General features: G+C 50.1%; 21 protein-coding genes. All 21 read left to right on the top strand.

Going from position 1 to position 19,985, the window contains the following annotated elements; genetic code table 11:
- The first annotated feature begins 95 nt into the window (after nt 1-95).
- The 21 genes from AC0YNS_RS21340 to AC0YNS_RS21240 all read left to right on the top strand — a co-directional run bounded on the left by AC0YNS_RS21340 (nt 96) and on the right by AC0YNS_RS21240 (nt 19,913).
- Entirely contained in the window at nt 96-2,825 is a 2,730-nt protein-coding gene (locus AC0YNS_RS21340) for a stalk domain-containing protein (RefSeq protein WP_475782992.1), read from the top strand.
- 71 nt (nt 2,826-2,896) lie between these two features.
- On the top strand, nt 2,897-4,063 hold the full coding sequence (locus tag AC0YNS_RS21335) for a sensor histidine kinase (RefSeq protein WP_475782991.1): 1,167 nt from the start codon (nt 2,897-2,899) through the stop codon (nt 4,061-4,063).
- 2 nt (nt 4,064-4,065) lie between these two features.
- Nucleotides 4,066-4,794, top strand: a complete 729-nt coding sequence (locus tag AC0YNS_RS21330) for a response regulator (RefSeq protein WP_090982456.1) — start codon at nt 4,066-4,068, stop codon at nt 4,792-4,794.
- A gap of 131 nt (nt 4,795-4,925) precedes the next feature.
- Complete coding sequence (locus AC0YNS_RS21325) at nt 4,926-5,540, top strand: RNA polymerase sigma factor (protein ID WP_475782990.1); 615 nt, start codon at nt 4,926-4,928, stop codon at nt 5,538-5,540.
- On the top strand, nt 5,537-6,022 hold the full coding sequence (locus AC0YNS_RS21320) for a hypothetical protein (protein WP_475782989.1): 486 nt from the start codon (nt 5,537-5,539) through the stop codon (nt 6,020-6,022). The genes AC0YNS_RS21325 and AC0YNS_RS21320 overlap by 4 nt, the downstream gene beginning before the upstream one ends.
- Nucleotides 6,023-6,048: 26 nt before the next feature.
- The gene (locus AC0YNS_RS21315) at nt 6,049-7,236 is read left to right on the top strand and encodes a hypothetical protein (protein WP_475782988.1); all 1,188 of its coding nucleotides are present in this window, start codon (nt 6,049-6,051) and stop codon (nt 7,234-7,236) included.
- Nucleotides 7,233-7,940, top strand: coding sequence for a LiaI-LiaF-like domain-containing protein (locus AC0YNS_RS21310; protein ID WP_475782987.1), 708 nt, complete (start codon nt 7,233-7,235; stop codon nt 7,938-7,940). Before AC0YNS_RS21315 ends, AC0YNS_RS21310 begins: the two co-directional genes overlap by 4 nt.
- A gap of 543 nt (nt 7,941-8,483) precedes the next feature.
- A complete protein-coding gene (locus AC0YNS_RS21305; RefSeq protein WP_475782986.1) occupies nt 8,484-9,239 on the top strand; it encodes a hypothetical protein in 756 nt (251 codons plus the stop codon).
- A gap of 231 nt (nt 9,240-9,470) precedes the next feature.
- On the top strand, nt 9,471-10,547 hold the full coding sequence (locus AC0YNS_RS21300) for a hypothetical protein (RefSeq protein WP_475782985.1): 1,077 nt from the start codon (nt 9,471-9,473) through the stop codon (nt 10,545-10,547).
- Nucleotides 10,481-11,725 carry a helicase-related protein gene (locus AC0YNS_RS21295; RefSeq protein ID WP_475782984.1) on the top strand — a complete coding sequence of 415 codons (1,245 nt, stop codon included), beginning with the start codon at nt 10,481-10,483 and terminating at the stop codon, nt 11,723-11,725. Before AC0YNS_RS21300 ends, AC0YNS_RS21295 begins: the two co-directional genes overlap by 67 nt.
- A 189-nt stretch (nt 11,726-11,914) precedes the next feature.
- A complete protein-coding gene (locus tag AC0YNS_RS21290; RefSeq protein WP_475782983.1) occupies nt 11,915-12,175 on the top strand; it encodes a hypothetical protein in 261 nt (86 codons plus the stop codon).
- Nucleotides 12,136-12,618 (top strand): ComF family protein, encoded by a 483-nt coding sequence (locus AC0YNS_RS21285; protein ID WP_475782982.1) that lies wholly within the window; start codon nt 12,136-12,138, stop codon nt 12,616-12,618. Before AC0YNS_RS21290 ends, AC0YNS_RS21285 begins: the two co-directional genes overlap by 40 nt.
- A gap of 103 nt (nt 12,619-12,721) precedes the next feature.
- Nucleotides 12,722-13,144 (top strand): flagellar protein, encoded by a 423-nt coding sequence (locus tag AC0YNS_RS21280; protein ID WP_475782981.1) that lies wholly within the window; start codon nt 12,722-12,724, stop codon nt 13,142-13,144.
- Between the two features lie 100 nt (nt 13,145-13,244).
- A complete protein-coding gene (gene flgM, locus AC0YNS_RS21275; protein ID WP_475783316.1) occupies nt 13,245-13,511 on the top strand; it encodes a flagellar biosynthesis anti-sigma factor FlgM in 267 nt (88 codons plus the stop codon).
- Nucleotides 13,512-13,532: 21 nt separating this feature from the next.
- A complete protein-coding gene (locus tag AC0YNS_RS21270; RefSeq protein WP_475782980.1) occupies nt 13,533-14,033 on the top strand; it encodes a flagellar protein FlgN in 501 nt (166 codons plus the stop codon).
- A 15-nt stretch (nt 14,034-14,048) separates the two neighbouring features.
- Nucleotides 14,049-15,629, top strand: a complete 1,581-nt coding sequence (gene flgK, locus AC0YNS_RS21265; RefSeq protein WP_475782979.1) for a flagellar hook-associated protein FlgK — start codon at nt 14,049-14,051, stop codon at nt 15,627-15,629.
- Between the two features lie 24 nt (nt 15,630-15,653).
- Nucleotides 15,654-16,574 carry a flagellar hook-associated protein FlgL gene (gene flgL, locus AC0YNS_RS21260; protein WP_475782978.1) on the top strand — a complete coding sequence of 307 codons (921 nt, stop codon included), beginning with the start codon at nt 15,654-15,656 and terminating at the stop codon, nt 16,572-16,574.
- A gap of 19 nt (nt 16,575-16,593) precedes the next feature.
- Entirely contained in the window at nt 16,594-17,166 is a 573-nt protein-coding gene (locus AC0YNS_RS21255) for a DUF6470 family protein (protein WP_475782977.1), read from the top strand.
- A gap of 58 nt (nt 17,167-17,224) precedes the next feature.
- A complete protein-coding gene (fliW, locus tag AC0YNS_RS21250; protein ID WP_475782976.1) occupies nt 17,225-17,656 on the top strand; it encodes a flagellar assembly protein FliW in 432 nt (143 codons plus the stop codon).
- The gene (csrA, locus tag AC0YNS_RS21245) at nt 17,650-17,901 is read left to right on the top strand and encodes a carbon storage regulator CsrA (RefSeq protein WP_475782975.1); all 252 of its coding nucleotides are present in this window, start codon (nt 17,650-17,652) and stop codon (nt 17,899-17,901) included. Before fliW ends, csrA begins: the two co-directional genes overlap by 7 nt.
- A gap of 227 nt (nt 17,902-18,128) precedes the next feature.
- Nucleotides 18,129-19,913 (top strand): flagellin N-terminal helical domain-containing protein, encoded by a 1,785-nt coding sequence (locus AC0YNS_RS21240; protein WP_475782974.1) that lies wholly within the window; start codon nt 18,129-18,131, stop codon nt 19,911-19,913.
- Nucleotides 19,914-19,985: the final 72 nt, after the last annotated feature.

The raw sequence follows: 19,985 nt of genomic DNA, 5'->3' as shown, positions 1-19,985 counted from the left end.
TGTTGATAGGAGTCTTCTATCACTCGTAACTTTTCTACTAGTTTTATAGTCTAACCATCATAGGACATTTATGTGATGGGAGAGTTGCAAGAGTAATGCGCAGACTAGAAGAGACGAAGAAGACCTCGCAGGCCGGTAAACAACTGATCACACTGACGCTGGGAGCAGCGCTGCTCGTTCAGCCGATTTCCACAATAGCATGGCCATCAACGGCCGCTGCAGCAAGCGAGACAGAGGCCGTACCCCAAACCACTACAACACAAGTGACACAGCAGCAACAGCAACAGCTGGTTCGTATGTCAGAAGAAATGATTACTTCCGGCGCCAAGCGCGTCGACTATACATGGACAAGCAAGCCAGGGGAAGGTGCAGTACTGTCCCGCGTACATGTCGTTGAAATCGATCTGACCAATCCCTACGTGAAACTAGATGTCATGAACGGCAAACCGGGCTCGGTATCCAGCGTGAGCTCCGTCGGCAATATGGTGAATAAGACCGGAGCGGTTGCCGGTATTAACGGCGATTATTTCAACACGGCTAATGGCAAAGGGAACCCGATCGGCGCGCAAGTGAACGGAGGATTACTGACTGTCAGTCCGTCGAAGCTGACAGGCATGTATGCTTTTGCCGTGACCGCAGATCGGAAACCTATTATTGATTCCTATGGATTCGAAGGAAGCGTAACCGCAGGCGATGGTTCGACTTTCACGCTATCCGGCATTAATAAGGCGGCCTACCGCACGGAGCCGGACAATGCATTCAGTCATGCCAATGCGATGTACATCTATACGAGTGCATGGACGCAGTCACGTCCGGATGTGACGGACAGCTCAACAACACCGACAGAAGTGCTTGTTCAGAATGGGATCGTCACGCAATTCGTTGATAATGGTATGATTCCGGGCAACACCATTCCTGCAGACGGCTATATTCTTCGGACTCATGGCAAAGCAGCTCAGTATGCGCGAGAGCATCTTCAAGTCGGACAACCGGTAAACGCGTCCTATAATCTGATTGCCCAGTCTACGGGACAGAAGATTGACCCGAACTCCTTGCAAATGCTTATTGGCGGTCACACCATTCTGGTCGATAATGGCGCAGCGGCTACCTATACGAGAAATCCAAGCAGCATCAGTCCAAACACGGACCGTGCGCGCACGGCGGTCGGTTATTCCAAAGACGGCACGAAGGTCATGCTCATTACGGTCGAAGACAGCGGCAGCAGTCAAGGCGTGACATTGCCTGAGCTGCAGCAGCTGATGGTGCAGCTATCGGTATGGCGCGGCGTTAACCTCGACGGCGGCGGTTCCACCACAATGATCGCGCGTCCGCTCGGCGATACAAGCACGCAGCTGGCATTCCCGACGGAGTATGGCGATACGCAGCGTCAGGTGGCTAATGGCCTTGGCGTATTCTCATTGGCTCCGAAAGGTCAGTTGAAAGGGATTAAAGCGAGCGGCAGCAGCGTACTGTTCCTCGGGCAGCAAGCGTCCTACTCCATGAAAGCCTATGACAACTACTACAATCCGGTAGAACCAGGCTCACTGACTCCGGTATGGAAGACCAGCGATGCACTGGGAACCTTCAATGGCAGCACGTTTACAGCGACTAAAGTAGGCAAGACGTCCATTAGCGTCAAATCCGGCGAGATTAGCGATAAGCTGGACCTTGAAGTCGTCGGCGGCGAATCGATCGCGTCCATGACTGTAGATGCAAGCTCACTCGTACTTGAGAGTGGTAAATCGCTGACTGTACCGGTACATGTAACCTTGAACGATGGTCGTCAGCTGACTGTACCGGCATCCTCTCTGAAGTGGGAGCTGCGCGGCTTTACCGGCGCATGGAGCGGGAATACGTTAACCATCGGAACGGTAAACCCGTCGGCATCGGTAGGCTATTTGATCGCCCGTTATGACGGTTTCTCCGCGATGACGGCGCTCGTTGCAGGAACCGACAAAAAATTCGATGATTTTGAAGGGAAGACCTACCCAATTTCGTTCCAAGGTACGAATGGTGTAGTGGGGACCTCTACGGTGGTCTCGGGACTTACCGGCGACAATGCAACGAATGTCCTGCAATTGCAGTATGATTTTACCGGGGGCAGCGGAACTAAGGCGGCCTATGCCGTTCTTAATGGCACCGGACGCAAAGTAGAAGGCAATCCTTCGGCGATGACGGTAGATGTCATGGGCGATGGAAGCTTGAACTGGGTGCGAGCTGAATTTGTGGATAGCAAAGGCGCAGCCCACTTGGTGACGCTTGCCAAGCAGGTAGACTGGATCGGCTGGAAGCAGATTAAAGTGAATTTGCCTGCTGACCAAATGGCGTATCCGATCACGCTCAAACGTCTCTACGTAGCTTCCCTTGAGGATGGTCAGGATGAGCGTGCGCTCACAGGTGCACTGGCCTGGGATAACATGGCGTTCCAATATCCGGCGGTGATTCCGGAACCCAAACATGTGAAGATCGAGTTAAAGGTTGGTTCTAAATCAGCCAAGGTCGACAGTCAGCCTTATAAGATGGACGTAGCACCTCTTCTGCTAGACGGTACGACGTATTTGCCGCTTCGCTTCGTAACTGAGGCGATGGGCGCACAAATCGGTTGGGAAGCTGCGCTTAAACGCGTTTCCGTACTTCGCGGCGATAAGCTGCTTGAAATGTGGGTAGGAAGAAGTGATTTCCTGCTAACGGGTGTCCGGAAACAGTCTGAAGTGGCTCCGATTACGAGGAGTGGTCGTACCTTAGTCCCGATACGACTTGTGTCTGAGCAATTGGGCCTACACGTAAATTGGGACGGTAAATTGGGTACGATTACCGTTGAATGAGATGGTCGCCTACTAACGGTTATGTGATATGATAGTTTTAGTATAACATGCAGAAAGTGGGCCGAGACATCTTGGATTATCGCATAAACGACATCGATCGCGTGATCAAGAACGCAGTCACCGTGATGGAGGACAGCAAATATCAGATTTTTGAAATTTGCGAGTCAGCGCGCAAGGAAATGTTCTCGCTCGGTCAGGAACTGAACCAAGTACTTGCTGAAGCTGCGGCTATTATCGATAAGGTAGATAAGCTGGAGCTGGATTACCGCAGAGCGCGTATCCGTTTGACGGAAGTAAGCCGGGACTTTGTCCGCTATAAAGAAGAGGATATCAAGTCGGCCTATGAGAAAGCGACACAGCTGCAGCTAGAGCTCATGGTGTTCCGTGAGAAAGAGACGTATTTGAAAGCCCGCAGGGATGATTTGCAGAAACGAGTGCGCAATGTTGAGAAATCAATTGAGCGTGCAGAGTCGATTGCTTCGCAAATCAATGTCGTACTGGAATATCTCTCGGGGGATTTGAACCAAGTGACTCGCATTCTCGAGTCGGCGAAGAACAGGCAGCAAATCGGCCTGAAGATTATATTGGCCCAAGAAGAAGAGCGTAAACGGATCGCCAGAGAGATTCATGACGGACCGGCTCAATCTTTGGCGAATATAGTGCTTAGGACGGAAATTGCGGAAAGAATGCTTGTGAAGCAGGAATTTCAAATCGTTCAGGAAGAATTAATAGATTTAAAGAGTCAGGTGCGTTCCGGTATCGAGGAAATTCGCAAAATCATTTTCAACCTAAGACCTATGGCCTTGGATGATTTGGGACTTGTACCTACACTGCGTAAATATATTCAGGATTATGAAGAGAAAAGCAAAATTCGGACGATGTTCGAAACGATCGGTAAAGAAATCCGGCTGCCATCCGCGATGGAAGCCGGGATTTACCGGATGGTTCAAGAAGCGTTCAGCAATGCCTTCAAGCATGCCAATCCTACCTTTGTCATCCTAGAGATAACTTACCAAGCTCAAATGGTTAAAATTGTCGTCAAAGATAACGGAGTCGGCTTCCATGTGGATCAAATCGAATCTCGTGCCAAGAACAGCGTCCATTTCGGACTGATCGGGATGCGTGAACGTGTGGAGCTGCTGGACGGAAGGATGGAGATCGAATCCACGATCGACCACGGCACGAAAGTAACTATTCATATCCCTATTAACGGGGAACAGAAGGAAGGAGTAAAATGACGATGGATGCAAGAAATGTAAGCGTTAAACGTAAAATAAAAGTTTTGATCGCTGACGATCATCAGTTATTCCGTGAAGGTCTTAAACGGATTCTCAATATGGAAGATGATTTGGAAGTAATCGGGGAATGCAATGACGGCATTCAAGTGTTGGAATTCTGCAACCAGAATAAACCGGAAGTCGTCCTAATGGATATTAATATGCCGATCGAGAACGGGGTCGTTGCGACAGAGCGTCTGCGCGATATTTTCCCGGAGGTTAAAGTTATTATTCTATCGATTCATGATGATGAAAGCTATGTATTTGAAACACTCCGCAAAGGTGCGTGCGGTTATCTGCTGAAGGATATGGAAGCGGAAGCACTTGCGAACGCGATTCGTTCCGTCGTTAACGGATACGCCTACATACATCCGAAGGTAACGGGCAAGCTGATTAACCAGCTTCGCCGCATGACTTACCTCGATGAAATCGGTGCGACTTCCGGTGCGGCTGCAACACATGAAGCCGGCGTGAAGTTCATTCCAAGCGAGAACAACCCGCTGACGCGTCGCGAGGCTGAAGTGCTTCGTCTGATGGCGGAAGGCAAGAGCAACAAGATGATTGGCGAGTTCCTGTTTATTAGTGAGAAAACGGTCAAAAACCATGTCAGCAGCATTTTGCAGAAGATGGAAGTGGATGATCGGACCCAAGCAGTAATCAGCGCAATTAAATACGGCTGGGTTACGCTGTAACGCATACATAAGAACGAAGAAGCTTCTGCTTGATGCAGGAGCTTTTTTTTTGTTGAGAAGGTGCAGGGGTAGGCGAAGTTGAAATCGTCTAACTAAGAGAGAGGGGAGGGAGAGAGATTCGAGACGAAGCGTTGATTGTTCAAATTCAAGACGGGGATCGCGAGGCATACGCTGAGCTGGTTGCCAAGTATCGAGATGAACTGTACAGGCTGATCTGGAGTGTAGTGCGTGATCGGCGCGATGCGGAGGATACGCTGCAGGAGACCTTCGTACGGATCTATCTCTCCCTCCCGGATTATCGAGGTGACGGGTTCAAGGCATGGGCATCACGAACAGCCGTTAATCTCGCGATAGATTGCCGCAGACGCAACACCCGCAAAGAGGCGCTGCTGCAGCGCGCCGGCCAAGAGGCTATATCACAAGGGGAAGTTGCGGCTGGGAGCAGGCCGAAGGGGAATGCCTCACCTGCTCAACATGGAGCGGGTGTAATGGTGGAGGCTGCGGCGGGGCATGCACCGCCTGCGGAACTTGAAGCATTGAAGCGCGATCGCAAGCGTCGTGTTCGCGCGATGGTAAGCACGCTCCCGGAAGGGTATCGGCGTGTAGTACGATCTTACTTCTTGGAAGATAGACCGTACAAAGAGATCGCCGAACACGAGCAGCTGCAGGAGAAAAGCGTGGAGTCTAAGCTGTATAGAGCTAGACAATGGATGCGCAAGCATTGGAAGGAGGAGGATTTGGAATGATGCATCAGGATGAGGCTTACTGGCGGAGGTATGCAGAGGATACGCTTCGTGTAGAGGAACGGCTGGAAGCCGAGGAGCATCTGGCGGATTGCAGCAGCTGCCTGGAGTTATATATGGAGCTGCTGAACAGCGTAGATGAGGTCGAGTCGCTGGATAACGAGGCGGCGGAAGCTGTTACGGGGCGCATTATGGCGGCCATTGCCGCGGTGGAGCAAGTCCAAACAACTCCTCCTCCTCCGAAGGTGGACATCGTGCGCCGGAGTCCGGTCAAACGAAGCAGCCGCAAACAAACGATGATTCATTATTTAATCGCGGTATGCGTTATGCTGGTCCTCATGTCTACAGGTGTGTTTCAGCGCATAGCGGAGCAGCCGCAGCAGTGGGAAGAGCATCAAATCAGCAAGAAGGAATCGGTATCTGTCTCTATCATGGAGCGGACCGCGGCGGTTATCGAGGCAATGGTCGAGAAGCCGAATAAATAATATTTAGCAGAAGGCGAGATGATGGTATGGTTAAAAGTCCAGTAGCGACGCTGTTTTTGGGCTTTCTGCCGGGAATTGGGCATATGAAGGTGGGGCGTTTCGGGCGCGGGCTCATCTATTTGTTGGGGGTCATTTTCTGTTTCCTGTTCGCGTCCATCGCGGGGTCAAGCGTCAATGAGGAAGGCTTTATGGTTCTGTTTTTGTTTCTGGCTTTCTTGATCTGGGCGATCAGCATACTGGATCTGATTATTTATTTGATTCGGCACAGCGGAGCAAGGGAGATTCATCTTCCGGCGCCGGTACCGGGACACTTAGCGTATGGTCCGCAGTTGATGCCGATGGAGACGATGACAAGCGGAATGACATATACCTCGTCGGGTGGAGGGCCATACACGGCGTCAGGCGCTTCGCACCAAGAGTCGAACGGTCCGTCGAGCGAGCGGTTTCAAACGATTCTGTTGTCGTTTATTCCGGGGCTGGGGCATCTACAGCTGGGGTTGATGCAGCGGGGATTGAATCTAATGATTGGTTTCTTCGGATTGCTGGCGATGATTATCTTCGTGGCGGTGCTTGCGGATCAACCGGGGTTCTTAACCTTCCTGTTGGTGCTTCCGATTATTTGGCTGTTCGGCATGTTTGATGCCATTCGTCATGTAGGCTTGAAGCAAGCCGGCGAGACGCTGCAGGATCGTTCCATTCTGGATGATTGGGAGGATCACCGTCAAGGTGGCAAGCGCAGCCGGTGGTTGTCGACGGTATTGTCGATTTTGCCGGGGGCAGGGCATATGTATCTCGGTTTGCAGAAGCGTGGGCTGCAGCTTATGGCCGGGTTCCTGCTCTCCATCTATCTGCTTGATGTGCTTCAGCTGTCGTTATTCCTCTTCATGGTGCCGTTATTGTGGTGTTTCTCTTTCTTCGATGCGCTGCAGCAGCAGTCACGCCTAAATAATGGAGACGGACAGCTGGAGGATGTACCGATTGTGGATTGGCTTATTCACAGGCAGAAATGGCTCGGAATCGCTTTAGTTGCACTCGGTCTATACTATTCGGCCGATCGACTGCTGCTTGAATATGTACAGCGCGTATGGGGAGACTGGCAGCTAACGTCGAACATTCGTTACTATTTCAAAACCGGATTGACGGCACTGCTGCTTATTGGAGCCGGCGTTAAGCTGCTATCGGGCAGCAAACAGAAGGCGGTGAAACCGGAATGAGGCAATGGCGAGTCGGTACGTGGTCGATGGGGACAGCGCTCATCGCGATGGGTGTGGTGCTGGTTGCTGTTCAATTCGGTGGGATGAGCTGGCTGGATCAGGGGATGATTTGGTGGCCGTTGCTTCTGGTGCTGATAGGTCTGGAAATTATCATATACTTATGGCGCAGCAAGACTGAACAGCCTGTGCTTCGTTATGATTTGTTCAGCATCATTGTGGTTGCCGTTCTCGGCGCCAGCTGTCTGCTGTTCACGACGGTAAATGCTACAGGCTTAATGGATGAGATTCGCGGCTCGATCGGCGCTAAAGAAGTTCGTGTGCAAGCGGAGCAGGTATCGGAGAAGATCGGGCCTGCCGTGAAGAGGATCGTCGTGCAGGATGAGCACTATTGGAACGGCTCGCTCATGATTGACGCCGATACTAGCAGATCTAATCAGGTGCAAGCTTTTGGCGCCTGCCGGTATGAAGTGGGAAGCGGGGACAAGGCTCCTGCCTCCGTTGAGTTGCTGGAGACTCACTCGGTTGGTGAAACATTGTACGTCACGCTTAAGCAACCGGAAGCGCGGAGGTCCTTGATGGCTTCGACGCCGTCATGCCAATTGACGGTGGTGCTTCCGAGCGATAAGACAGTCCGGATTGAGCATGGACTGCAGCGGTTTATGGGCGGGGATCGGAAGCTGCCGGTGGGCTGGGGGATGGAGTAGGAGTAAGAGGGCGGATGGATGGAAGTGTGGGAGGGCGAAGTGCGGAAGAGTGATGGGGCAGGCGCAAGGACGCATGCCACTGAAAGGTCCAACTGATGAATGGCACAGACCAGAGCCAGAGGTTTATGGGCGTACTCTTTGAGTTGTATAAACTACACGAAAAACCGGAGCCTTCGGAGAAAATAGGTAGTTAACGTGTATAAAATACATTTGAAATATGGATAACCAGCTATATTCTCTAGAAAGAAACGGATGAGTTGTACTCCGTACACGTCATACGTCATTTGAGACTAGAAAACGGCGAACGTGTTGTACTCCGTACACGTCATCTTCGAACCGCGTAATAGGTGATACCTCGCAGCTTATCGCTTTGGCAACCAGAGAGCAATACTGCAAAAAACGAATCGCTAAGATCGCTAGAAAACCTAAGTTCTTCAGTGACCTTGCAGGGACGCATGCCCCTTTTTTGCGACTTGTCCGTGAATGTCCGTCACCCATGGGCGGTTTACGGCATATGATGTCACAAAAAAGGAGGTGGCTGCCTTGATTCCAGTCTTGTTATGGATCTTCGGTTGTTACGCCTTGGCTGCGGCTGCCGTACATGCCGTATCCGCACTTACCTGGAGACGGGAACGTCATATCAAGCATTACGTACTGATCGCCGGTAATGAACAACTGCAGATGGAATGGTATATGCGCTCGCTTCGGCGTTTTTCTCATTTTACTGGCACAGAAGTGAAAGTGACTGTCGTGGACCGCGGCTCAGAGGATGAAACGATGAGTATTGCTCGGTGTTTTGCCAAGCACGGTATGAATGTCCATTTTCACTCCTCTGCCTCGCCAGATGAGCACGGCCGCTTGCCGGAGACGCTGAGCCGACCCGCATCGGTCAAAGCTCCTGAAGTATCGAGCGTGAAAGATGGGAAACACTCGAGTGCGAAGAGCGAGAAGCAATTGACCGGGCATAGTGATAAACATTCGAGTGCGAAGAACGAGAAAAGTTTGAGTGCCAAGAGCGAGCAGATTTCGAGTGCCAAGAGCGAGAAGAGTTTGAGTGCGGAGATTGAGAAAAATAGCAGTGCGAAAAATGAAGAGAGTCTTGCGAAATGGCATCGCTTTCGCACGAAGCTGCGGATATCAGGACGTCGGCGTACAGATAGCCGGATCAAGAAGCAAAGCAAGCTAGAGCCGACAAACCTGCTCTGGATGCTTCAAGCAGAAGGCGTTGTCTCCGTGAAGGACCATGCGGTGCTGATTGACTTAAGAGATCCCGCGGATCTGTCGAAGCTCCCGTTCTAAGTGTACGAGTGAGTGATACGGTGCAGATGATTACCCAAATCTGATGTGCCGGGAAAAAGTGAATTGCGATGATAGCGAAGCACAATGTATAATCTATTCAACTGAATATAGACGAGTGAAGCACACCCGTATGATCTGCCTTGAGGCGGATTGGGGTGTGCTTTTTTGTTGTGCTGTGGGGCTTGGTAGGTACGGCAAAAAGGATTAATCGAATAAAGGGAGGCTGGCATCATGAAAGTGACGTTGTATGTGGTTGGGGGCGAGAGTAGGACTAGGGCGATGTGGTCGATAGCGCCTGAGGTGGATATGGCTTATTGGCTTGTGGCTGGGTATCGGGAGGAGGCGGAGCGGGTGTTGGGTGGTGGGGATGGGGATGCGAATGCGAATGCTAGTGTGAGTGCTAGTGCTGAAGATAAAGCGAATGGAAATGCGGATGCAAATGCGAGTGCTAGTGCGATTGTAAATGCAACTGCGAGTGCTAAAGCTAAAGATAAAGCTAAAGATAAAGATAAAGATAAAGCTAAAGATAAAGATAAAGCTAAAGCTAAAGCTAAAGCGAATGCGAATGCTAAAGCGAATGCTAAAGCGAATACTAGTACGAATGCGAGAGCTAAAGCGAATGGAAAAGACAAGAACGAGAGCTGGTATACAGTTGTTGTTTGGTCTGAAGAATTGCCGCTTGGTTTGGCGGCAAGGGTAGTGGAACGTTGGCCTGGCGGAGCTGGACAGAAGGTGATGCGCGAGGTGCTGACGCGCCTTGTTCATGAGGCATGGGCCTATGATGCTCGGATGGGCCTGCCGGCCAGAAGGAGCGTGGATGCCCATGCTGTGGTTCGCGCCTCCGAGCTGTGCGGGGAAGCGGATCAGGGGCTGGCGGCGCGGGCTGGTCGCGCCGCTGCGCTCTTGCAGGGACGAGCGCTGCTCAGCAGCGAAGCGCTCGCCCTGCTTGGGGCCGCGGGCGCGGCCGGGCCGGCCGGCGCAGCGGCGGTGCCTTGGAGCGCGGCAGCTCCCGCGCTCCAGTTGGCCGCGCTGCTCGGCCTGCTGCGCCTAGGCGGCGCAGTCGCCCCGCAGCCGCAGCCACGGCTGCTGCGGTGGCGGGAGGCGCTCGGCGCCAAGCCGCGCCCGCGGCTTCGCTGCCAGCGGTGCGGCAGCGGCACGGCGCGCATGCGCCGAACCGCATGCGCCGAACCGCATGCGCCGCGTGCGGCCGCGCATGCGCGTACTGCGAGGCATGCCTCACGATGGGCCGCAGCCGCGAATGCGGCCTGCTCATCCACGGCATACCGAGCAGCGCGGCAGCGAGCATGATCACTACTGACGCCTCACTTGCGCCAAGCGCCAACGCGGCACCTATCGCGTCCTACGCCCCACCCGCGCCAAGCGCCGCCACCACCACCGCTATCGCCCCCACCTGGGGCCTCAGCCCCGCACAAACGGCCGCCGCCGAGGCTGCCCTCAGCTTCATGGCGGCTAGCCCATCCCGCCCATCCCACCAAACTTCCCCGCGCAGATTCCTGCTGTGGGCAGTCACCGGAGCGGGTAAAACGGAGATGATCTTTCCGCTCATCGAGGCTTGTCTGCAGCGCAGCGGTCGTGCACTCATAGCGACACCGCGAAGAGACGTCGTGCTGGAGCTGGACCCGCGTATCCGCAAAGCATTTCCGGAGGCAACGGTAGTGACGCTATACGGAGGCAGTGAGCAGCGGTGGGAGCAAGGTGAGATCACACTGGCTACAACGCATCAATTGTTCCGTTTCCGCCAAGGGTTTGATCTTGTTGTCATTGATGAGATCGATGCTTTTCCTTATCACAATGACGCTATGCTGCACTACGCTGCGGATAATGTATGTAAGCCTGATGGCGTAAATATCCTTCTATCCGCTACGCCTCCGGCAGAGCTCAGAAGGGCAGCGAAGCTTGGCCGACTTGAGCATGTGCGCGTACCGGTTCGCTTCCACCGTCATCCGCTTCCGGTGCCGATTCAATGTCAAATCCCAACCGTGCGCAAAATCCTAGACAAGCGCCACCTGCCACGCCATCTCCTTAAGACGCTCGGGCAGTCCATCAACCGAGGTGCGCAGCTCTTCGTATTTGCCCAGCAAATTCGGGATGTAGAACCTCTGGTTGAGCGGCTCCGGCTCGCTTTTCCCGCAATTGTCGTGGAGGGTACTTCCTCCAAGGATCCGCATCGTGCGGACAAAGTAACCCGATTCCGGAATCGAAGCATCCGTCTGCTCGTCACAACGACGATTCTCGAGAGGGGAGTTACCGTTCCCAAGAGCGATGTGTTTATCCTCGATGCGGACGGGAAGCTCTTCGATGATGCGTCTCTCATTCAGATGGCGGGCAGAGCCGGCCGATCCAAGGATGATCCTGCCGGACGGGTGTATTTCTACGGCTCGTCCCGAACGCGCGCACAGCAATCCGCCATTCGACAGATCAAGGGCATGAATCGAATCGCCCGCCGAAGCGGTTATCTTTTATAACCAGCCAGCTGCCCTACGCAGTCCATCCCGGAAAGGCGTGACAACTCATACTCCCAACTCTTCTTTCATCCGTCTGGCGTAAGCTTCAACAGCTTGTCAGCCATACATCCCAAACAACCACAACCATGCTCTTGCCTAAATCCCCGGCTTGCGTCATTTGCGGGAAGCTAGACGGTCGGTCGCCGAGACATGCCGAATTCCCAGAGCTGTGCCGGCATTGTTTTGGACAAATTCCTTGGATTAAGCGACTTTACTGTGCCGTTTGCGGCAGGCCGGAACGATGTCCGGATTGCAGCCGTCGTCAAGAAACAGCTTTCGTTTGCAATCGCTCAGCGGTCCATTACGATTCTGTCATTCGGCAATGGCTGGCCCTCTACAAGTATCGCGGTCATGAAGGGCTGGCCCCCCTTTTGGGAAAAATGTTACTCCCCGCATATCACGGCATGCTAACGCATCAGTCCAGCGGCAACGCAATACCATTCCGGTTCGATGCCATGATCCCGGTCCCGGTAAGCAGCGAACGGCTGCAGGAGCGGGGCTTTAATCAAGCTGAACGTCTTGCCTCGTACCTTGCAGAACATGAGCAGCTAACGGTATGTGATATCTTGCGGCGCACCAGGCACAGTGACAAGCAAAGCTTCAAAACAAGAAATGCAAGACTGCGAGATACCAAACAGCTTTTTGCCGCCGACCTAGATGCCACTTCTAAGATGCTTGCGACACTAAGTCTAAACTCTACCGACCAGCCTAGAATTAATCTGCTGTTAGTAGATGATATCTACACCACCGGAAGTACGGCGAACTCCTGCGCACAGGCGCTAACGAAGGGAATAGAGCAGCTCGCACCTCATTTGAATACTCAAATATTTATTCTCACACTTGCTCGTTCCTAGCTGATTCATCTATATGTTGATCTACCAAATAATTGATGAATTTTGTCTGTTTTTGAGTTAATATGAAGTCACAAGTGGCTAGACTTGAAGGGAGCAGTGAAAGATGGATCTTGGGAATTGTCCTCGCTGCGGGAAACTGTATGCTAAGAACTTCCGCGATGTGTGTCCAAATTGCATCAAACAGATTGATAACGAATATTCGGTTTGCTCAGATTATCTGCGCAAGAATAAGGGCACGAACATCAACGAACTTTCAGACGCGACGAATGTATCTATAAAACAAATCACGAAATTTATTCGAGAGGGTAGAATTTCGCTGGTAGGTGCTCCGAATTTGATGTATCCGTGTGAAATGTGCGGCGTACTCATCCGAGATAATAACAAATGTGACAGCTGTAGGGCGAAGCTGCTGAAAGAAGTCAGCAAAGCCAAACAAGAAATTGCCAGCCGATCCGAAGAAGAGCCCACGAAGGCGCCAACCTCAGCAGCCTCAGCCTATCGCAACTTAGAGCGTGGCGGAGACTGATAATTTTACCTAGTTTTAAAATCTCTAAATATTTACACCCATTTGCCGATAATACTCTTATACAGAGTTATCGGCTTTTTTAATTGTTGGAGGGATTATGATGAAGATAAATCAATCGCACCGGATCAATGCAGTAAATCCGTACCAGAAGCAGAACGATCAGCAGGCAAATGCGCTCGATCGCAAACGGAAAACGGATAAAGTGCAAATATCTGCCGAAGCACAGGAGATGCTCTCTTCCAGTCGTGTCAATGACGCTGACCGCGCTAAGTTGATTGATGATCTTAAACAATCCGTAAGCACCGGAAGCTATCATGTGGAATCGGGCAAGATCGCAGAGAAGCTGCTTCCATTTCTTAAAAACTAACAACAAGACAGGTGAATCCTTGTGATTGTGGAAACAATTATCGCAACGCTTGAGCAGCAGGCTAGCGTATACCGAGAACTGCTGGCATTGGCCAATGAGAAGACGCCTTATCTTGTCCACAATCAAGTGGAGAAGCTAAACGCCATTCTTCAGAAAGAACGGAAGCTGCTGAAGACGGCTGAAGAGTTGGAGCAGCAGCGGATGAGGCTATCCGGACAATACTTCTCGGGTATTGGGATGCTTCGTTACAAAGGCGGCAAAATCAGCGAGATGATACGGACGGTCACAGCATCTCAAGATAAGAAGAAACTAACCGAACTTCATGAGGAACTTACCGAGCTGCTTGATGAGCTGCAGAAGGTCAGTCAGCTGAACCAGCAGCTAATCGAGCAGTCGCTTAAGTTCATTGATTATTCTATAGATTTGTTGGTCGAGGATCCGCATGGTGATGTTACGTACCAGCATCCACTTAGTCCCGGATACGGAAATGCGCGCAACGGCTTATTTGATACAAGAGGATAGGGAGGCAACCCTGTAATGAGTTCTACATTCCACGGCATTGAAACAGCCAAGCGGAGTTTGTTCACGCAGACGGCTGCATTGAATACAACCGGTCACAATATCTCGAATGCTAATACGGCAGGGTACTCCAGACAAGTCGTCAATATGCAAGCCTCCAGACCCATGGAATATCCGGGCATAAGCAGATCCAACGTACCCGGACAGTTGGGAACAGGCGTAGAGTTCTCATCCATTACTCGCGTTCGTCAATCCTTCCTGGATGATCAATTTCGGAATGAGAATAAGTCTCTAGGCAATTGGCAGATCCAAGCGGACACGCTCAATAAGCTGGAGAGTATTGTGAACGAACCATCGGATTCAGGTATTCGTACCGTACTCGACAACTTCTGGAAGTCGTGGTCCGATCTAAGCAAAGATCCGGAGAATGTAACGGGTCGGAAGATCGTGCGCGAGAGTGCGATCGCATTAACAGATGCCTTCAATCAAACGAGCAAGCAGCTGCGAGATCTAAGTACGGATTTATCCAATAACATTGGAGTTAAAGTCAATGAAATCAACTCTATCATTACAACGATTTCGAATTTGAATACAGAGATTTCACGGGTTGAAGGATTAGGCAACGATGCTAATGATCTGAGAGATCAACGGGATCTACTAACCGACAACTTGTCCAAAATCGTAAATATTAACGTGGTGAATACAGGCGCGGGCTACGATATCTCAATCGGCGGCATGAACCTGACAACGGGCGGAACCGCTACACCAACTTCTGTGGATGCACTCACGGCTGCTTTTGGCACGGGAGATGGATCCGGAGACTTGAATAGCGGCGAAGTATTCGGAATGTTCGTTGCGAAGGAGAAGTACGTGGCGGATTATCAGAATCAGCTGAACGTACTGGCGAACAGTATTGCTAACGGAGAGATTACCATCACGATTCCTGCGGGATCGATGCTTCCTGACGGAACAACATTGAAAACGCCGGATGGCGGCAGTTTGACGTTCGCGGGTTCGAATCGATTGCTGGCACAGGATACGACGGTCATCGTTAATGGACTTAACGGTCTTCATAAATTAGGATATACCTTTGACACCCCTGCTAAGACAGGCGATGATTTCTTCACATCTGCTTCAGGCGATATTACGGCTGACAGTATTCGCTTGAATCCTACGATTGCTGCTGATGCCAGCTTAATCGCAACATCGCTGCGGACAACCGGAACGGGATCCAGTGAAATAGCGGTCAAAGGTAACAATACCCTTGCTGTATTGCTAGCGAATATCAAAGATTCTAAGTTCTCATTTACTACAACGGACGGCGGAGTAACAACCGGAAGCATCGATGATTATTTCAGAGCGATTGTTGGTCAGTTAGGGGTACAAGGGCAAGAAGCGCAGCGCCAGCTTAACAATCAACAGGTACTTGCTGAGCAAGTAGACTCCAGTCGTCAAGCGGTCAGCGGCGTTTCGATCGATGAAGAAATGTCTAATATGATTAAGTTTCAGCATGCATATGGAGCGGCAGCTCGGTTTATGACGGCTTACGATGAGATTTTAGAGAAACTCATTAACGGTACGGGTACGGTAGGACGGTAATAGCTAAGAGAGGTGGGGATGAAGTTGTCATTAAGAATTACGCAAAGCATGATGCACTCACAGCTGCTTAGAAATGTGAATAATAACTTAAACCGGATGGACAAGCATCAGAATATGCTTTCAACAGGTCGTAAGATAAATGAACCTTCCGATGATCCGGTCGGTATTACCTATGCTCTGCGGTATCGCAGTGAGCTGTCTGCCAATGAGCAGTACCAGAAGAATATTGATACGGCTAAGTCATTCGTCGATCATACGGATACGGTTTTGTCTCAGCTGACTGATATTATGCAGCGTGCCAATGAATTGACGGTTCAAGGGGCTAACGGTGCGAACCCCCAATCGGCATTGGATGCGATTGCAGAAGAGATGGGTCAGCTCTACCAACAAGCGGTTTCCCTTGGCAACGATAGACTCAACGGTAAAGCTATTTTTAATGGCCAGTTTACGGACAAAGATCCTTATACAGTGGCTGGGGCACAAACAGAGCAAGCGGATACGCAAGCTATCCTGTATCAATTTGCGGCTGGTGTTACGATCCCGATCAATGTGACGGGCGATGCGGTGTTTGGTGCTGCTAATCCAGCCCCACCAGCTCCTCCTACAACGCCGGACAATCTTTTCACGGTATTAGGCGGGCTCCAAACAGCCTTCTCTACCGGAGATCAGAAGCAAGTGCAGAACTTATTGGGACAACTAGGCAGCCGAATGGACAAAATCCTGAACGTCCGTGCAGAGGTTGGCGCAAGATCGAATCGGATCGATTTGATGGATGCTCGTATTAAGGATCTCGACGTGAACCTGACAGAGCTCGATTCCAAAATCGAAGATGCGGATATGGCCGAAATCATCACGAAGCTGCAGGAAGATCAGAACGTGTATCAAGCGTCCTTGTCCATCGGAGCCAAGATCATCCAGCCTAGCTTGTTGGATTATATAAGATAATCCGTCTGGGGGAATTGTTGTGGAATTTCAATTTCCGCGTTTAAATATTCATCAAACCTATGCTCAGATCGGCATTCAAACGAACAACGCCAGTCTGGACATTCAATCTCCGCCGGGAGACTTGTCTATTCAACAGCCGCAGGCCATAGTAGACATTGAATCACCGCGTGGTGAGCTTGAAGTGGACTCCACTGCAGCCCTCACGGCTTTGGGCGCCGGACCTCATCTGGATTGGATGAATTCGATCTATAGTCAGTATAAGAGCGCTGCGCTTCAAGCCATTGCGAAGATTGTGCAAGAGGGCAATCGGATGGCGCAAATCTCCAATCCCAACAATGCTTTCGCAGAGATCGGACGAGAGGCGCTTCAGCATAAGAATCGCATTATTTATACCGGCGAGGCTTCCATCGATAATGTAAGAGTACGTTATACGGCCCACGCGCCAATCATCAACATCGAAGCTCAGAAGCCGATTATTGAGTATACACCGCGTAAACCGGAGACGCAGTACCATCCGGGTTCAGTTGAAGTATACTTAAGGCAGAGGAACTCGGTTGAATTCAGCGTGGGTGAATACGACAAATACATATGATAAAATGAAATGCTATAGCGCAAGCTATAGCATTATCTGTTAGAGGAGGGTATGTGACATGCTCGATTTCTTACAAGGCAGAACGTTTCAATTAAACGGAAGTATTCTCGGCTTCGAAGAATGTAACGAGTTCTCGGTTAAGGTAGTGGAAGAGAATCCGCATTTTGCATATTTGCAAAGCCTGGAGCATGATTATATTTCTTTCTTAGTGATATCGCCATTCACTGCCGATCAGGATTACACGTTCGAGATCGAGGAGAAGGACAAGAAGTCGCTTGAAATTGAAGCTCCTGAGGATGTATGTGTCTTGGGTATTGTAACAACTACAGATCCATTCGCAGATTCGACCATTAATTTACTCGCGCCAATTCTATTGAATTTGAAGAACGGATTAGGGAAGCAGAGCGTGCTCCCGCCGTCTAGCAGATACGGCACCAAGGAACCTCTCTTCAAAGTCGTTCAATTGGAAAGCGGTGAACAATCATGCTAATATTGAGCCGGAAAAAAGGTCAATCGATTCTGTTAAACAATGATATTGAGATTGTCATTTCTTCAATTGATGGAGATCAGGTTAAAGTAGGCATCAAAGCACCGAGTGATGTGAACATCCTGCGCAAAGAAGTGTATGATGCCGTACAAGAGAGCAATAAACAAGCGCTGCAGAAGCAGCTGAACGTAGCGGATTTGAAGAGTTTTCAACTTCCAACCCATGGTGACAAAAAACCCAATGCCTAGATGGCATTGGGTTTTTTGTTGGAATAACGAGGATCGCCGCATGATTTCCGTAAATTTTTGTCGTTTTTTTCGATTTTGGATGATTCTGCTATAAAGAATCACAAAGTGACCGTCGATATATTCATTAGTCGCTGTTTCGCAGCATGGCGGCCGACCTGATTGCGGAACAGACATAAGGTCTCCACAAGGATGTGGAGAACTACCCAACTTCAAGGAGGAAGAAAAAAATGAGAATTAATCACAACATCACAGCTTTGAACACACACCGTCAACTGGGTGCAAACAGCCAAGCAACAGCTAAGAACATCGAGAAATTGTCTTCCGGTCTTCGCATCAACCGTGCAGGTGACGATGCAGCTGGTCTAGCAATCTCCGAAAAAATGCGTGGCCAAATCCGTGGTTTGGACATGGCTGCTAAGAACTCCCAAGATGGTATCTCCCTTATCCAAACAGCTGAAGGCGCTTTGAACGAAACTCACAGCATCCTTCAACGTATGCGCGAACTTGCTAACCAATCAGCTAACGGAACTAACACTGACGCTGACCGTGGCGCGCTTCAAGATGAGATGAACCAACTGACTTCCGAAATCAACCGCGTAGGTAACACTACTGAGTTCAATACTCAAAAATTGCTTCAAGGCGATGGCAAAGTTAGCCTTGTTAAAACTGGCTACACTGCAGCTACATCTGTTACTGGTGCAACTGTAAATACTGCAGCTTCACAAGCAACTACATTTGGTACACTGGTTACAGGTGATAATGGGAAATCTGCAACATTTACTTTGAATGGTCAAGCAATCAAAGTAAACCTAGTAGAAGACACAGCTAATGTAACAGCTACTACTGCTGTAGTTGATACAGCTAATGCTACAGGAAATGAAATTACAATTAAATATAGCGGTACTGTGACTGCAGCTAACTTTGGAACTGCATTGTCTTCTGCTTTAACTACTGCTATTGGCAAAAACTCTGCATTGGCAGGTAACTTCACAGCTACTAATGCAGCAGGCATATTGACAGTAGCTGCAACAACAACAGGTAGTGCGAATGGTTCTGCTGGCAACATTGCAGCAGCAAGTTTCTCAGCAGCTCTAGCTACTGCAGCAACTGGTGGAGCAGCAACTGTTGGTACTACGGTTCATACTCAAGAAGTGCAAACAATTGACTTTGCAGGATTAGATACTACAGGTACTGCTGCTGCTAATAATGCTGCAACAGATGCTGCAATTAAAGCACTAGTAGGTAAAGGTATGACTATCGCTGGTCAACAAATCGAATTCTACAATGCTAATGACGGCGAATATAAAGGCGACGCAATTGGCGTTAATATCAGTACAGCTCTGGCTAATGCTGAGGCAGCTGACGGCGATAAAGTTAAAGAACTCGTAAAAAACATTGCAGCTCAAGTTGGCGCAAAAGTTCCTGGTGTTAAAATCGCACAGGATACTACAACTCTAACTAAGTTGAACATTACAGATGCTACTTATGTTGGTGCAGCTGGTAAAGGTAAAATTGGAATTACTGATGGCGGCATCCAAGAAGAGTTCAAAACTTCGTTCCAAATCGGTGCTAACACGGGTCAATCCATGAGCCTTGAAATTTCCGATATGCGTTCCAAAGCTCTTGGTATCACAGCTAAAGCAGGCGATGCTGGCTTCACAGCAGCTAACTCTGTAACAAACGGAACTGATGACGTTAAAGGCGAAGCTGCTCTTAACATCTCCACTAAAGCTGATGCTGCTAAAGCAATCGCAGTTCTTGATAAAGCAACTGCTACTGTTTCCAGCGAGCGTTCCAAACTAGGGGCAGTTCAAAACCGTCTTGAGCACACAATCAACAACTTGGGAACAGCTTCCGAGAACCTGACTGCAGCTGAATCCCGTATCCGTGATGTTGATATGGCGAAAGAAATGATGGAGCAAACTAAGAACAACATCCTTGCACAAGCTGCACAAGCTATGCTTGCACAAGCTAACCAACAACCACAAGGCGTTCTTCAATTGCTTCGTTAATTTAAGCGTAGTGACAAAAAGATCTTGGATGAAAATCCAAGGTCTTTTTTTAAATGAATTTTTTGAGGAGTG

It is taken from the genome of Paenibacillus sp. J22FR21 (assembly GCF_056269135.1).
The sequence above is the reverse complement of the archived record's forward strand: the minus strand, read 5'-3'. Positions and strand labels throughout refer to the sequence as shown.

Bases quoted from the DNA above. Each gene is read 5' to 3' on its own strand.
- AC0YNS_RS21330 (WP_090982456.1), top strand. From the start codon at position 4,066: ATGGATGCAAGAAATGTAAGCGTTAAACGTAAAATAAAAGTTTTGATC.
- AC0YNS_RS21315 (WP_475782988.1), top strand. From the start codon at position 6,049: ATGGTTAAAAGTCCAGTAGCGACGCTGTTTTTGGGCTTTCTGCCGGGA.
- csrA (WP_475782975.1), top strand. From the start codon at position 17,650: ATGCTAATATTGAGCCGGAAAAAAGGTCAATCGATTCTGTTAAACAAT.
- AC0YNS_RS21310 (WP_475782987.1), top strand. From the start codon at position 7,233: ATGAGGCAATGGCGAGTCGGTACGTGGTCGATGGGGACAGCGCTCATC.
- AC0YNS_RS21295 (WP_475782984.1), top strand. From the start codon at position 10,481: ATGGGCCGCAGCCGCGAATGCGGCCTGCTCATCCACGGCATACCGAGC.
- AC0YNS_RS21320 (WP_475782989.1), top strand. From the start codon at position 5,537: ATGATGCATCAGGATGAGGCTTACTGGCGGAGGTATGCAGAGGATACG.
- flgK (WP_475782979.1), top strand. From the start codon at position 14,049: ATGAGTTCTACATTCCACGGCATTGAAACAGCCAAGCGGAGTTTGTTC.
- AC0YNS_RS21340 (WP_475782992.1), top strand. From the start codon at position 96: ATGCGCAGACTAGAAGAGACGAAGAAGACCTCGCAGGCCGGTAAACAA.
- flgM (WP_475783316.1), top strand. From the start codon at position 13,245: ATGAAGATAAATCAATCGCACCGGATCAATGCAGTAAATCCGTACCAG.
- fliW (WP_475782976.1), top strand. From the start codon at position 17,225: ATGCTCGATTTCTTACAAGGCAGAACGTTTCAATTAAACGGAAGTATT.
- AC0YNS_RS21290 (WP_475782983.1), top strand. From the start codon at position 11,915: ATGCCGAATTCCCAGAGCTGTGCCGGCATTGTTTTGGACAAATTCCTT.
- AC0YNS_RS21300 (WP_475782985.1), top strand. From the start codon at position 9,471: ATGAAAGTGACGTTGTATGTGGTTGGGGGCGAGAGTAGGACTAGGGCG.
- AC0YNS_RS21240 (WP_475782974.1), top strand. From the start codon at position 18,129: ATGAGAATTAATCACAACATCACAGCTTTGAACACACACCGTCAACTG.
- AC0YNS_RS21280 (WP_475782981.1), top strand. From the start codon at position 12,722: ATGGATCTTGGGAATTGTCCTCGCTGCGGGAAACTGTATGCTAAGAAC.